This is a genomic window from Bradyrhizobium sp. HKCCYLS2038 (genome assembly GCF_051167655.1).
Classification (GTDB): Bacteria; Pseudomonadota; Alphaproteobacteria; order Rhizobiales; family Xanthobacteraceae; genus Bradyrhizobium.
On sequence record NZ_JBNPTM010000010.1, the window covers coordinates 33,009 to 47,308 of the forward strand.

The 14,300-nt window shown below is 57.1% G+C and carries 10 protein-coding genes; all 10 read left to right on the plus strand.

Translation table 11 applies throughout. The annotated features are described in order from the left end of the window. Positions 1–23 precede the first annotated feature (23 nt). Positions 24–869 (plus strand): efflux RND transporter periplasmic adaptor subunit, encoded by an 846-nt coding sequence (locus ACQR1I_RS31600; RefSeq protein WP_434870180.1) that lies wholly within the window; start codon positions 24–26, stop codon positions 867–869. Further along, positions 862–2,025 carry an efflux RND transporter periplasmic adaptor subunit gene (locus tag ACQR1I_RS31605; protein WP_434870181.1) on the plus strand — a complete coding sequence of 388 codons (1,164 nt, stop codon included), beginning with the start codon at positions 862–864 and terminating at the stop codon, positions 2,023–2,025. The genes ACQR1I_RS31600 and ACQR1I_RS31605 overlap by 8 nt, the downstream gene beginning before the upstream one ends. Before the next feature lie 12 nt (positions 2,026–2,037). Beyond that, entirely contained in the window at positions 2,038–5,163 is a 3,126-nt protein-coding gene (locus ACQR1I_RS31610; protein ID WP_434870182.1) for an efflux RND transporter permease subunit, read from the plus strand. A 6-nt stretch (positions 5,164–5,169) separates the two neighbouring features. Continuing rightward, entirely contained in the window at positions 5,170–7,761 is a 2,592-nt protein-coding gene (locus ACQR1I_RS31615; RefSeq protein WP_434870183.1) for an ATP-binding protein, read from the plus strand. Between the two features lie 21 nt (positions 7,762–7,782). After that, positions 7,783–9,192 (plus strand): sigma-54-dependent transcriptional regulator, encoded by a 1,410-nt coding sequence (locus tag ACQR1I_RS31620; protein ID WP_434870184.1) that lies wholly within the window; start codon positions 7,783–7,785, stop codon positions 9,190–9,192. A gap of 399 nt (positions 9,193–9,591) precedes the next feature. Continuing rightward, positions 9,592–10,200, plus strand: coding sequence for a hypothetical protein (locus ACQR1I_RS31625; RefSeq protein ID WP_434870185.1), 609 nt, complete (start codon positions 9,592–9,594; stop codon positions 10,198–10,200). A gap of 26 nt (positions 10,201–10,226) precedes the next feature. Beyond that, positions 10,227–11,696 carry a hypothetical protein gene (locus ACQR1I_RS31630; RefSeq protein ID WP_434870186.1) on the plus strand — a complete coding sequence of 490 codons (1,470 nt, stop codon included), beginning with the start codon at positions 10,227–10,229 and terminating at the stop codon, positions 11,694–11,696. 66 nt (positions 11,697–11,762) lie between these two features. Beyond that, complete coding sequence (locus tag ACQR1I_RS31635) at positions 11,763–12,203, plus strand: hypothetical protein (protein ID WP_434870187.1); 441 nt, start codon at positions 11,763–11,765, stop codon at positions 12,201–12,203. Between the two features lie 37 nt (positions 12,204–12,240). After that, positions 12,241–12,882, plus strand: a complete 642-nt coding sequence (locus tag ACQR1I_RS31640; protein ID WP_434870188.1) for a pentapeptide repeat-containing protein — start codon at positions 12,241–12,243, stop codon at positions 12,880–12,882. A gap of 1,035 nt (positions 12,883–13,917) precedes the next feature. Continuing rightward, positions 13,918–14,211 (plus strand): hypothetical protein, encoded by a 294-nt coding sequence (locus ACQR1I_RS31645; RefSeq protein ID WP_434870189.1) that lies wholly within the window; start codon positions 13,918–13,920, stop codon positions 14,209–14,211. The last annotated feature ends 89 nt before the right edge of the window (positions 14,212–14,300 follow it).

Consider the following 14,300-nt stretch of genomic DNA (forward strand, 5'->3'; position numbering starts at 1 on the left):
CTGGTGCAGGAAGGAGCGCATGCGTGCGGTCGGTCCGGGTTATGTTGCCGTTCGTGGTGCTACTGACGCTGCTGGGCCCGTCGACGCGCGCGGGTGCACACTCGGATTCCAGTGTATTTGGCGGCGACGAAGAACTGAAGCAGGCATCTGGCGCCGCGTACCGTGACGATGTCTATCCCGCACTGGTGCGGATCGACCCCCGGCACGTGCGAGACGTCGTCTTGAAGGTCAATGCGAGGATCACCAGTCTTCGCAATCTCTATTCGGGTCGAAAGGTTAAAAAGGGCGATGTTTTGATGACATTTGATAGTCCGGAGCTTGAGACTATCCAACGGTCTTTCATCGAAACGGTCCGAAACTTCGACGCGGTTCAGGCCTTCAGCATCACGGGGAAAGAGAAAGTAATAGAGGCCCGTACCAACTTGGAGTGGCGCGGATTGTCTGCCGCCGATGTTCAGGCGATCGAGCAGAAGGGAGAGGCCGTGAAGACCATCAGCGTGCTTGCGCCAGTGGATGGCTACCTAATGGAGCTTCGGGTTGTTAACGGGGAGATCGTAAACGCAGGGTCGCAATCCGGATTGTTCAGTTCAGCCGGAGCGGTCGTCGCAAGGATTGCCGACGAGAGGGCGTTTGTCATCGAGGCAGATGTTCCGGCCCAGAAGGCGGAAAAATTGTCGGTCGGCATGCAGGTCAGATTCTCAGCCGGCGGAGAAGCGCCCGTCGTCGCCGGCGTGGTGGAGCAAATCTCTCCTATTGTGGCTCCTAACCAAACCCGCCAGGTTCGCATCACGCCCGACCTCACGCTGCAAACACCCTCGTTGCAGGAAGGCGCGCAAATGCGCGTAACCTTCGGTGACAGCCATGACTAGACTGGGAGTTTTTGTCGGCTTGGCGGCTGGTTGCGCTTTGCTGACGCCGGCGATCGCGCACGACACGCCCTCAACGACGCACAGGCCGAAGCAGAATGCCGACAGGGCAATCCCGCTAGGAGTGACGGACGCGCTCGTCACCCCGTGTAACGCTTCCAGCCTACTGAGACTGGAGGCGGCCGTATCAGGCAAGCAGACGAGACTATATCCGACATTCGGCCGTGTCGTGGCCGATCCTTCCGCCGTCCTAAACATCAATGCTTATCTGAGCGGCCAGATAAGCGAAATCTTCGTGCGGCCCAAATCCATCGTGCTCAAGGATGAGTTGATCGCCACGATCTCGAGCCCAGACTTCCTTCTGACGCAGAAGGCCTACCTCGCGCTCCTAAGCAATGACGAGCAGCAAAGCATTCTCAAGGAAGAAGGGCGGCTGCCCAATTTTCTTTCGGATGCTCGAGACAACCTAATATGGTGGGGCATGAGCGACGAGGAGATTGATAAATTGACGAAAAGCGGAGAGGTGGTCGAAAGCATCTCGGTTCGTGCTCCTCAGGACGGAATTGTTACCGAGGTCTTCGTTCAGCCCGGCCAAATCATCAATGCCGGCGACAAGACGATGCAGAATTTCGTGGTCCTCGGTAAACCCTTGGTTCGCATGGTGCCGCTGTCGGCGCCTGATTGGATTGAGGTTTACTTGCCATCCGATCGCGTTGGGCTCGTAAAGCCTGGCGAGACGGGCGTCAGAATAGGGGCGGTGGGCGGGGCTGCTGCGAGCTTCACGATCGGCGATGTGCTTTTTGACGTCGACAGATCCAACATGATGTCGCGCGCGATCATCCGTCTGGGTCAAGGTCCCAAGACGTTTGCCTTGGGGCAGACCGTCCAACTTGAGATCGACGGTGGGGGCGCTGATGGAATCTGGATATCCCGACAAGCCGTAAGCAGCCAGGGATTGGATCCGGTGGTTTTTGTGGAAATGAAGCCAGGCGTTTTCCAACGTCGCTCAGTGAAGGCCCTGGAGACGACGGACGATTTCATTCGCTTGTCGAATGTAACGGCAGGAGAGCGTGTGGTGACTACAGGCAAGATGATTCTGGAGGGGGCCTATCGATTGCAAAGCCGGGATGTACATGATCACGGAAGCTGCGAGTCTTGAGGGGCAGCGAGCGTGTTTGATCGAATCATTGCCTGGTCGTTGCAGAACCGCATAATTGTACTGCTTCTATACGCAGTCGCGGCGGGCATAGCGATTGTGCTCATACCGACGATGTCCGTAGATGTTTTTCCGGAGTTTGCGCCGCCGCAGGTCCAGATCCAGACCGAGACGCAAGGACTGTCCGCGAAAGACACCGAAGCGCTGGTAACCGTTCCCATCGAGGTCGCCCTGCGAGGCATGCCTGATGTCGCCCAGGTCCGTTCAAATTCGTCGATCGGCCTTTCGCGTATCACTGTGGTCTTGCGCAGTGGCATCGACGTATTCCGCGCGAGGTCGATCGCTCAAGAACGGCTTCAGTTGGTGAAGCCCCAGTTGCCGGCCGGAATCTCCGTTCCTGAACTGATGCCGACCACTTCCGCGGTAAGCTGGCTGCAGAAATTCGCCTTGATCGACTGGTCCCCTTCGGCGGATAACCAGCGGTTGAGGAGCCTCGTCGATTGGGACTTGAGAAACCGTCTTCTTTCTCAGCCCGGCGTGGCCTCGATGGTCTCGATCGGCGGGGGAGTACGGCAGTATCAGGTCGAGGTCGACGTCGCAAAACTCAACAGTTTTGGGTTACCGTTCTCCAGCGTTGTTGAGGCCGGCCGACAGACGAATATCGTTGCGTCCGGTGCATTTGTCTATCCTACGCGTGAAGAGGAGTACTTCCTTCGAGCGAACGGTTTGGTCAACCGTCTCCAGGACATCGGACTGACCGCAATTGCGGTTCGCGACGGCGTTCCGATAACGTTGAACGACATCGCAAATGTGAAGATTGGGGACGAACTGAAGCGCGGCGATGCCCAGGTATTCGGAACGAACGCGGTTGTAGGCACCATCTCGAAGCAGTGGGGTGCCGACACGCTTGGAACGACGAGACATATAGAAGAGGCATTGCGGGAGTTCTCTAAAGCGCTTCCATCGGACATTCAGCTCATTCCCGATGTATTTCGGCAAGCCAGTTTCATCGAGCGATCGATCAGCAACTTGCAAGACGCGCTGCTTCATTCGTCGATCGTCGTCGCTCTGGTCCTGTTTCTGTTCATGGCCAGGTGGCGGCCGACGATCATCAGCTTAGTTGCGATCCCGGCCTCCCTGATGATAGGTGGGCTCGTCCTGTGGGTCCTAGGCGCCGGCATCAACGCACTTACGTTGGGCGGCCTTGTCTTTGCAGTCGGCGAAGTCGTCGACGACTCCATCATCGATGTTGAGAACATAGTGCGGCTTCTTCGCGAACACGAGGATACGAAAAGCGACGAGCCGAAGTTGTCCGTTGTGCTACGGGGATCCCGGGAAATCAGGAATTCCGTCGTATTCGCAACCTTGATCGTGATCGTATCGTTTCTCCCGATATTTGCGCTGTCGGATATCGAGGGGCGTATCTTTGCGCCGATGGCGATCGCGTACGTATCGGCGGTGGCCAGCTCTCTGCTGGTGGCCCTCACCCTCGTTCCGGTTCTCTGCTATTACCTGCTCGCGCACGGCACCGTACTTGTACGGTATCGGGGCAGTCTCCTAACCAGAACCCTGAAACGTCACTATGAAAAATCGCTCGACTGGGCGATTGCCCGCACCGGCTTCCTGCTTGCGTTCAGCGTTATCGTCAGCGTAGCCGCCGTTCTGCTTACCTTTTCGCTGGGGCGGTCCTTCTTGCCGGAGCTTGCCGAGGGAAACATTGTCATTGCGACAACGATGAATCCCGGGACCTCTCTCGAGGAGAATATGCGTGTCGGCCGCGCCATCACGTCGACCTTGAACGATATTCCAGAGATCAAGAGTGTCGCGCACAGAGCGGGTCGATCCCGGCTCGACGAGGATGCCCAACCGGTGAACTTTGCCGAATACGACGTGGCACTGCAGGGATCGGTGACGGATGCAGCTCGGGTGATGAGACGAATCCGGGAAAAGCTGTCAAAAATTCCCGGCTTGGTTGTGAATGTGTCTCAGTTCATAGTGCATAGAATGCAGGAGATTTTGTCCGGTGTCCGGGCGGAAGTCGTAGTCAAGATATTTGGCTCGGATATTGGCGAGCTGCAGGAGAAGCAGCATGAAGTCATGAACGCGGTGGCGGGAATTGCGGGAATCGTCGATCTGCAGGCCGAGCCGATGATTTTGGGGCCTGGCATCGACGTTCGGGTCGATCGCCGTGCCGCCTCCCTGCACGGACTCACTCCGCTGGACGTCACACGGCAGGTCGGGGAAGCGATGAATGGTGTGTCAGTCTCGCGTATCCTGGAAAACGACAAGGCGTTCGATCTCGTCGTTCGAGCGGATGAAAGGAGTCGCAAGAACATCGAGTCGATCGGTGACTTTTCCTTGAGAAGCCCGCAAGGTGCGATCGTTCCGCTCCGTCAGCTGGCAACGATTTCCGAAGTGCGCGAACCGTTCTTCATCAACCGAGACGACGGAGCGCGGCGCGCGGTCGTGCAATGGAACATTCAGGGGCGGGACCTGAACAGCGTGGTGCAGGAAGCGCGTGCGATGATATCGGACAAGGTATCGCTCAAGCCGGGTATGACGATCGAGTTCGGCGGAGACTACGTCGCGCAGCAACGGGCGACCCGAAACTTGCTACTTTACGGCGCCGCCGCATTCGCCTTGATATGCGTACTGATGTTCGCGGCGTTCGGACGAACGTTGTTGGCGGGCCTTGTGCTATTGAACCTGCCGTTTGCCGCGGTTGGCGGTGCGATCGCTCTGGTTGTTACCGGCAGTACGTTAAATATACCGTCGCTTGTCGGCATGATCGTCCTCATCGGCATCGCCGCGCGCAACAGTATTCTTCTCTTGTCGCGGTACGAACAGCTTTCCGACAGCGGCTTGACCGACGCGGGGGCGATCGCGCGAAGCGGCGCGTCTGATCGTATGTTGCCGATCATGATGACGGCGTTGACGACCGGTCTGGCTGTAGTACCATTGCTGCTCGGAGATCCGGTTGGCAAGGAATTGCAGCGACCGATGGCGATAGTGCTGTTAGGCGGGATGGCATCGTCGACTCTGCTAAGTCTGTTCGTCCTGCCGGCGAGCTATGTGTGGATTTCCAGCAGATGGCCCGAGCTACGTGGCTCTCGTAAAAAGGCTGCAGGTGTTGATTTCTGACTGCGGATGTTCGGAACCGTTGGGGTTTATGCGGCGGGTCGGACTAAAAATGGTCGCTTCTGGGAGCTGACGGTCGTGGAATTGTCTTGGCTTATTCCGCACGCTCACTTGCTCAAGTTGGGCCTCAACGTTGAGGTCCATGCATTTGTCGAACTTTTTTGCGGTGTTGTCTCGTTTCTCATAGCGGGCCTCCTTTTTGCCACCACGGTTCATAATCGGCGATTGCCTACCGCATTGTTCGGGATGGCGTTCCTGCTGAGCGGGACGTTGGATACGCTGCATGCCGGAACCAATCCAGTCACTACAACTGAGCTATTTATAGTATTTCACACGTTGTCGACGTCGTGCGGAGCGATATTCATGATCGCTGGCGTGATGGTGCAGCTACATACAAGCTACAGGACTAATAACCTTAAAGTAGAGCTGCGGGTTGTCGGTTTTCTCGCGCTGGCGTTGGCGTGCATTGTTGCGTTTTCCCTTGTTTTCGACAATTCGACCAACGAAAAGTCATTCGACGATACAACACAAATCGTACACTTGCTTGCCGGTGCGCTGTTTGTCGTGGCAGCCTTTGCTTCATTCAATTCCTATTTGGCAAGCAGGGAGGCCCTCTGGCTCGTAATCGCCGGAGAGCTGCTCGTTCTGTCAGTAAGCGTTCTCCTGTTCAGGCTCTCGTCTCTCTGGAGCGAAGTGTGGTGGCTCTGGCACTTCGTCAAGGCGCTGTTCTATGTTGGTGCTCTGCTCATCATCACAGTGCAATTTGCACTGATGGTTCGGCGAAACGAACTGTCGCGCCAGGCGCTGGCTGAAAAGCATGTTGAACTGGCTCACGCTCATACCCGCCTCGGCAATCTCGTGGGTGGCCTGCAAGTCAGAAACTGGATGACGAACAAGGCAACGAGTGCGTTCGGCCTTGATGCCACACTCGCTGTCATCGCGAGCGCGTTGCGGACATATCTCGATGTACAGCACATCAATCTCGTCCTCTTTGCCCCGGTTGACGAAGTAGATGAAAATCAGTGCCGGTTCGGGTACGTCAGAGATGACTGGCGCGTATCGGTCGTTCCGAGGCCGGTGAAATCAAACGAACGCGATCCCTCGACCTCCGAGACATGGCTGTCGCGTCACTCTGGCGAGGATACGACGGAATTGCAGTTCACACTGCGTGCGAACGATCGGCAGTTGGGATACATCAGCGTTCCCGTATCGAACATGGCGCTGGTGGAGGAGCGATGGGATCACCTTTCCGATTTGGCCGCCGAGATGGGGCAGATCTTCTATAACACCCTGATCTACGAGCAGTTGATGCAGGAGAGCATGTTTCGCGAAGGGCTGTTTCGAATCGTACTAGAATTGCGCTCGACGCTGGAGCAGAAGCGATTGAGGATGTTGTTTTGCGATAGCGCTGCAAGTCTGTTGGACAGCGATAGTGCCGCAATATTGGTCAAAGGGGAAAGCGGTCGCGAGATCGGGATAGGATCGTGCGGGAAAAATCATGCTGCGGTCGCCGATGGAATGGGTCCCTGGCTGTCACAGCGGCTAGAGCAGCCTGCTTCGTTGGAGCTGAAGCCGGTTGGCTGGGTGACCGGGCGGGATGTTACCGCGGAGGATCCTCTACCAACCGGATTGCCGAGCTGCGCGGAAGGGACAGAAACCGCAGCGCATGCCATGTTCCCGCTGGTCGAGGACGGTCATTTGGTCGGTGCGGTTGTCGTATCTCGATGCAACTCGATAAGGTTTAGCAATGCTACGCTTCAGAAGGGGCAGTTGCTGATCCAGCAACTCGAGCTTGCGCTAGAAAATGCGAAGAGCTGCGACAATCTGCGTCAGGCAAATCTGCGTCTGCGCAAGACGGAAAAGCGCAAGTTGGTGGCAGAGCGGCTTTCAGCGCTGGGTGAAGTGGCAGCTACGGTTGCGCACGAGATTCGAAATCCGCTCGGTGCAATCGTGAATTGCGCGACGGTCCTGCGGAGCGTGATCCCGGACCATCCGAAGGCTCAGACTGCATTGATGATTATTGAGGAAGAAACCCAGCGCCTTGAAAGGCTTATCAAGAATTTTCTGAATGTTGGAAAGCCGGCTGGAACAGTCGCTTTGCAGCTGATGTCGGTGAGGGATCATTCGAGAAAAATCTGCAATGTCGTGCGCAAGCACGTTGATAGCCGCAAGCTGCCGATCGCCGTTTCGTGCGAGTTCAGAGGGGATGATCGTCTTGTTCTTTTCGACGCGGACGGTTTTCGTGAGGTCTTGATGAACCTCATGCTCAATGCGGTTCAGGCAATCGATGCCGAAGGCCATGTGGTGGTCAAGGCCCGTCAAAAGCCAACGCATTTCTTCGTGGTCGTGCTGGATAACGGCAGGGGTATCTCGCCATCGCGGCGCGAACAGTTGTTCGAGCCGTTCGTTACCGAGCGATCCGAGGGGGCGGGTCTTGGCCTGGCGATCGTGCGCCGATTGATACACGGGTGGGGTGGGACGATCAGGATCTGGGGCGCCCTCGGTGGCGGGAGTTGTTTTGCGGTGCTGGTTCCTCTCTGCAACGACGGCCACGACCGAGTGAGGCATGCCGAAGAGTTTCGTATCGTCGCAAGCGCGTAAGAGTTTTGCGGAAGGAAGCCCATGACGCGCGTATTGATTGTGGACGATCAGAGTGGTGCGAGGCGAAGCCTAGCGCTTTTGCTGGAGAATGCCGGCATAGGGTCGGTGCAGGCCGGCGATGGAGTAGAAGCGCTCAGAGCGCTTGAGGTCGGTTCGTTCGATGTCGTTATCTCCGATCTTCGGATGGATAACATGTGCGGAATTGAGTTGTTGAAGGCGATCAGGCGTAAGGAACCAGATCTGCCGCTTATCCTGGTCACGGCCTACGGAACGGTGGAATCGGCGGTCGAGGCGATGCGCCTAGGTGCCTACGATTATGTGACTAAGCCGTTTCGGGAGAAGGATATTCTGGAGAAGATTCACAATGCCCAGCAGAGTCGCCATCTGCAGATGGCAGCCGGTGTGCAGGGGGAAGCCAAGACGGAGGATGTTCGACCAGATCGGAGTGATGGCTCAGACCGCCTGATCGTTACCGGTGCAGAAATGCAGGCGATCGCCACGCGTATTGAGCGCGTGGCAAGGACTGACTTGAGTGTCTTGATCACCGGTGAAACCGGTACCGGCAAGAGTCGATGTGCAAGAAATATATGTGAGCTGAGCCACCGGGCGTCAAAGAGATTTGTCAGCATCAACTGCGCAAGCCTGCCCGAGCAGTTGCTCGAGAGCGAGCTGTTTGGGCATGTGAAAGGCAGCTTCACCGGGGCCACCCAGAAGCGCATAGGCCTGTTCGAGGAGGCCGATGGCGGAACAATATTCTTTGACGAGGTGGACACGCTCTCGCAGGGTACGCAGGCAAAGCTTCTCAGCGTGCTCCAGGATCGGGAGATTCGTCCCGTCGGTTCAAATCGCGCGCGACGGGTCGACGTTCGCGTCATTTCGGCAGCTAACCGGAACCTGGAAACTCTCATCGCCAGAGGGGAATTTCGCGCGGACCTCTACTACCGTCTCAACGGAATTCGGATACATCTGCCTTCCTTGCGCGAGCGCGGGGACGACTTGCGTATTCTGGTCGAACGGCTGCTGGAAAGGTACGTAAAAAGGTACGGCCGAAAGCCATTGACGATGACGCCCGCAGCGCTGAATCTTGTGCTTAGTTATTCGTACCCGGGAAATATACGACAACTTGAGAGTTTTATTGAACAGATGGTCGTATTCTCAGCTGCGGAGGGAGTGATAGATTCCGATGCGTTGCCCGAGGAGTTGAGTTTGGTCGAAACGTCTGCTGCGGCCGACGTCGATTTGAGCTTAGGAAAATCCGAGCGAATAATGATTGAGGCCGCCCTGTCGGGTAGCCAAACGCTAAGTGACGTTGCACGAAGGCTAGGGATTGGTCGGACCACCCTCTGGCGGAAGATTCGCCAACACAATATTCAACGGTCATCCGTACCCAAGTCCACCAATGGTAGTACCGAGATCAAGTCGTCAAACTGACACGTTAGAAAGTTTGGCGCCTGTTTAGTCCTCCGTTCGGGTACGCGCCCGGGCTGTGCTCCCTCGTTCGAGTTAGCGAACGCTATTCCGATTGCGCCTGGCGGTTCACTCTGAAACGAGCGGTCGTTTCGATTGGAACGAGATGGCGCCACAGCTGATGCCGCTCCAGCATGGACGGCAAGCCCCAATCGTCCGAGGGTCCCTCTGCGATCGCAAAACGCGCGACTCTGCGCTGGTCGCCTAGCGGGCGGTTTGAAATACACCGTGGTATGGCCCTTGCAATATGGCAGCTGCGATCAGCCCGCCTTTGTTCAAGGGGTGGCGATTGGGGAATGAAGAAATAGCGGAGGAGGGAAGCTCGAGATGCGACGGCATTGTTTTGAGAAGGGGTGTATTCGCATGGTGCCTTTGAGCCGTTCTGTACGGCGGCTTATCGTTATCGCGACGCTCTCGGTGCTAGCGGCTGGCACGCAAGTTCTTGCCGACAGCAAGGATGGGATATTTCCGTCGGCGGACCAAGTTGGAGGACAAGTCTTTCCGGCCGGTCTGAAGCAGGGAGACGCCTTTCCGACCGACATTGACGTGTTCGATGAGGCATCCAAGAAAGTCGACTTTGCCTCAGCGATCAAGGGCAAACGCACCCTGGTGACGTTCTTCATTTCGGCGGCGCCGGCCTCTGTAAGCGAACTCGGCAAAATTCTGGCGGCAGTCGAGGGTGCAAAGCAGAATACGCAAGTGATGTTCATCAATGCGGACACCGTCGGCGTTGCCCTTGAGGGTGGCGCCGGTACAGCAATAGCTGAAACCGTCCGGACGGTTACCTTGATCAAGCGCGAAAACAATCTCACGGCGTCGATGTTCGTCGCTCCAAATGACGCCCTCAGTCCAGCGGGCTTGTCCAATCGACTTGGATTTCGAGGGTTGCCGACCAGCTACCTCATTGGTGCGGACGGCAATGTCGAGAAGGTTTTTATCGGACAGCACGCCTGGAATCGTGGCGACATCTGAAGCAACCGTTTTCTGAGGAAACAAACATGAGCATTTCACGACGAAACTATCTGCGTGGTATGGGCGCAGGCGCGGCAGCCGCCATGATGGGTGGGTCGGGTTTGTCGTCCAAGGCCTTCGGTGCCGTGGGCGACATGTCCAAGGAAGCGCAACATTCCCTGTTCAGCAAGTTCAAGGGGAATGTCATCCTGCTTCCGGGCAAGTATAACGGCACGGTGGGCGCACTCGATCTGGCCGGCCCGGAAACTTTGGCTTGGTACAACTATGGCCTGCATGGCATCGACATGCCAATCCCGCACCACATCGCCGCGATGCCCTCAGCGGACCCGTATAAGGGATTTGACTTCTATCAGACGATGCAGCCGCCGGGTGCACCTTACGTGAACGAAAATTCGCCGCAGTGGCGCGATCGCGGTGACTTCAAGATGTTCAAGATGCGGTACGACGGATCGGGAACTCAAAATTCGATTCGAGTCGTAAACGACATCTCCGCGACCACGGGTATGGCCTTGGGCGTTCACGTGTCGATCGGAGTAGGGGCCAATGCGCAGAAATATGTAGCCTTCGCCGACGGCCAGAAGGATATGGTGTTGATCACCACGATCGATGACAATCCCAAGATCGTCAAGGCGTTTCGCGTGGACTACGATCCGATAGCGCGTCAAGTCAATGTCGCTCACGTCTTCCCCGACAGTTCGACCCAGAAGTTCGATTTCCAGGGACGGAAGGGTATGAAGACCTCTCACGAGGCAATGCTTGGTGAGGAGTTGATGCCGGCCGATCCGACCGCCGTGTTTGTGGATGCCTTTACGTGGCATCCGACGTTGCCCCTGGGCGCTATCCTGGTCCGTCGCCACGGCTGCTGTGTGATCGTCAATACCGAGACCTGGGAGCCGCTCGCGATGTTGTCGACGGCCAAGGGATCGCCGGATAACTTTCCGCTGGTCAAGCAGTCGGGATACACCTGGACGTTCTCTCTTCCGGCCGTGCTTACGCCGCTGCACGAAGCGGGCTTTATCACGAGCGGACAGTACTTCTTGGCATGCAACAACGTCCTCCAGAACAATATCGCTGTATACCGTTCTGAGGATCCGGACCCGCGCAAGTGGAAGAAGGAAAACTTCGTGGAAGGGTTCGGGAACAAATACCTTCCGCTTCACATGGGCAATGTGCCCGACTCTCGCTGGGCTTTCTTTACGATTTGGGCGCGCAAGCCGAATAACGGATTTATCTGCAAGGTGGACCCGAAGACGTGGCAGGTGGTGGCGAAGTGGGACACCGGTCCCGACCCGCACACCTGTGATTGTACCGTTGACGGCCAGTATATGACCACGGTCTATAGCGGGAACCAAGGCGGCCAATCCGGTCTCGTCGTTATCCACGCTGACTCCAATGAGGTTGTCGCACGTCTACCGAGCGCTGCCGGGCATCACGATCACGTCGTGGTGCCGGAATCCTGGGAAGGTATGAAGGCGTCTCGCAGTACGTCCGTCTAGTTGCGACGGCTAACCCGCCGACCGTGTTGGCGGGTTAGTCAATCCACACCGCCCGAGGAGATCTCTATGTTCGCGTTGGATAGAAACGGGAAATTTCGAGTTTACCGCATCTTGGTTGTGCTAGCGTTGGTTGCTGGCTCAATCCACCTTGCAGGAAACTCGGCAGTAGCTCACACCGACGAGCAGATGGCAGCTATGGTAGGCGACCATGGCGGGCAAATCCGCGCGTCAGGTAACCATCACTTGGAGCTCACGTCGGAGGGCGGCGCCATCCATGTCTGGGTGACCGATCATGGCAACACGGCCGTTCCGACCGAGAAATTCTCCGGAAAGGCAACGATCTTGGTCGGCGAAAAGCGGCTGGTTGTCTTGCTAACTCCGGCTGCAAAGAACGAAATGCGCGGAAGCGATCCTGGCATCGTGAATGGCGAAATGCGTGTCATTCTTGACATATCGATGCCTGACGAAGAGCCGCTGCAAGCGCGGTTTCAGCTGGGGAGACATTGAGTCGTTCAATGTCGGTCGGATACCAGGGCAGGTAGACATGAGTCGGATCGCCTATTTGAGCCGTCTTGGCCGGTTCAGTGCTCTGGTCGTGCTGGCCTCTACCAGCGTCGTGACGGCCGACGAAAAAGGCGCAACTGCCCGCGACCAGCTTCTGAGCACCAACGCGTGCAAGGGCTGTGATCTCGCCGGAGTGGACTTGTCGGGCCTCAACCTGATCGGCGCATCCCTTCGGGGAGCACGTCTCCCTGGAGCGAACCTCAAAGGATCGGCGCTTACTGGTGCGGATCTTCAGAACGCCATTCTTGATGGTGCAGACTTGAGCGGCGCGATCCTGGCTGACGCCAATCTGAGGAGTGCCAGGCTGCGAAACGCAACGCTGGATGAGGCGCATCTTATGATGGCTTCGTTGGCTGGCGCTGACCTCAAGTTCGCCAGTCTTGTCGGTGCGCACCTGAATCAGACTGACCTGGAAGGTGCCGACTTGAGCAATGCAGTTCTCCGGGGGAGCGATCTCTATTCGGCTCGGCTGTTCTTCTCCAGTCTTAGGGGAGCGAACCTTGTCTCGGCGGATCTTACTTCGGCCGACGTGGCTGAAGTTGACGCATTTGGCGTGATTTCAGACGAAAGTACCACTTGTCCAGGACACACCAGCGGACCCTGCTGGTTACGAGACCAATAAAGCGATTGGACGCGAACTATCGGCCTTGTGGCTTTTAACGTCGTTCACGTGGCCTAATTTGCCATGCCACATCCTTCTGCGCGCACGACCGGGCCGTGCCCCATAGCGTACTGGTCGGAGTTCTCGAGATTCTGCGGATCGGCGGCTAGTCCGGGATCATGCCGGTGGCGATTGAAGGTGTTTCGGCCGCAGGGCGGAGCGCAAGCGGCGCAGGAAAAACCTCGTGACGGAGATCGGCGAGCAAAAGCGTTTGCGGCGGCTCCGGCGTTCTGCCGCATCAATCGCGCTTGCGCTTCAACTCAAGACCGAAGAGGCAGATGACGCCATCGGTGCGTCGGCAATCGAAGTTGGCCTCGAACTGGCGTCGTTGCAACGGGGGGGGCAGACTTGCCGCCTGGCCCGGACACCGATTGTTCCGTGGAATCACCACAATTCGTCAGGCGGAAGGCCGAGGTCAACAAAGCCGTATTGCCGCGGGATAAGCCGAAAGAGTCGGAAGAGGTCGATCAGTTGCTGACGAAGAGAACGAGAAGAAGCCGAAATAGGGGGATCCGAGAATCGCGCCGGTGCAGACCGCGGCTTCTACCGGCTCCGTCGCCGCCGAGGCTACCGCAACGCCGAGTTCCGAAGCTATTCCGGAGGGCTGGCGTTCTATCGTGCCGAAGGTCGGCTCGTGCGAGAGCGCCTGCGCCCGGCCTCGCAGAAGGAGCTGGCGCCCATCTCGACGAGCACAAAGGCTATCCGAAGGAGCGGCAGCAGAAATACGCTGAAATCCAGGTTCGGGTCGGGTGCTCTCGACTGATAGGGGCAAGACCTGACGCCAGCGTACTCCGTAATGATTGACGCTGTTGCCGTCTTCGGACCGCGACGCACCGGAAACATGACCGGCGAAGCACGTTTATTCAACTCACGTCCGAATTGGAGTATGTGTGACCGATGATATTTGGCAGTTGCAAGAAAATACTGTTCTTGTGGGGAACGCTATTGCTGGCCGGCCTCCCGGCTTGTGACGTCGCTCGCGCGGCTGAACTTGTCATGTTCGAGCAGGAGGGGTGTCCCTGGTGTCGCCGATGGGTTGAGGATATCGGCAAGATCTATGAGAAGACCGAAGAAGCTCGGTTGATGCCTCTGCGGCGCATAAGAATTTACGACCCCAGCCAGGGCAATATCGTTCTGCAACGACCTGTGAGATATACGCCGACGTTTGTTGTGGTTGACCGTGGTCGCGAGGTTGGGCGCATCACCGGCTATATCGATGACGCGGCTTTCTGGGGGCTGCTCGGAAAGTTGGCTGAGAAGGTTGAGAGCCCATCAAATCGTGCACCCTGAGGTCGTTGTCCTCACACTGAAAGAACACCACGAGCTTTATTCTTTCGCCAAAGTGGACGAAAAATTTAAGGGGCCTTCTCGCCTGCATG

Coding starts and splice junctions, on each gene's coding strand:
- ACQR1I_RS31605 (WP_434870181.1), top strand. CDS start 862: ATGACTAGACTGGGAGTTTTTGTCGGCTTGGCGGCTGGTTGCGCTTTG.
- ACQR1I_RS31615 (WP_434870183.1), top strand. CDS start 5,170: ATGTTCGGAACCGTTGGGGTTTATGCGGCGGGTCGGACTAAAAATGGT.
- ACQR1I_RS31620 (WP_434870184.1), top strand. CDS start 7,783: ATGACGCGCGTATTGATTGTGGACGATCAGAGTGGTGCGAGGCGAAGC.
- ACQR1I_RS31625 (WP_434870185.1), top strand. CDS start 9,592: ATGGTGCCTTTGAGCCGTTCTGTACGGCGGCTTATCGTTATCGCGACG.
- ACQR1I_RS31630 (WP_434870186.1), top strand. CDS start 10,227: ATGAGCATTTCACGACGAAACTATCTGCGTGGTATGGGCGCAGGCGCG.
- ACQR1I_RS31635 (WP_434870187.1), top strand. CDS start 11,763: ATGTTCGCGTTGGATAGAAACGGGAAATTTCGAGTTTACCGCATCTTG.
- ACQR1I_RS31640 (WP_434870188.1), top strand. CDS start 12,241: ATGAGTCGGATCGCCTATTTGAGCCGTCTTGGCCGGTTCAGTGCTCTG.
- ACQR1I_RS31645 (WP_434870189.1), top strand. CDS start 13,918: ATGTTCGAGCAGGAGGGGTGTCCCTGGTGTCGCCGATGGGTTGAGGAT.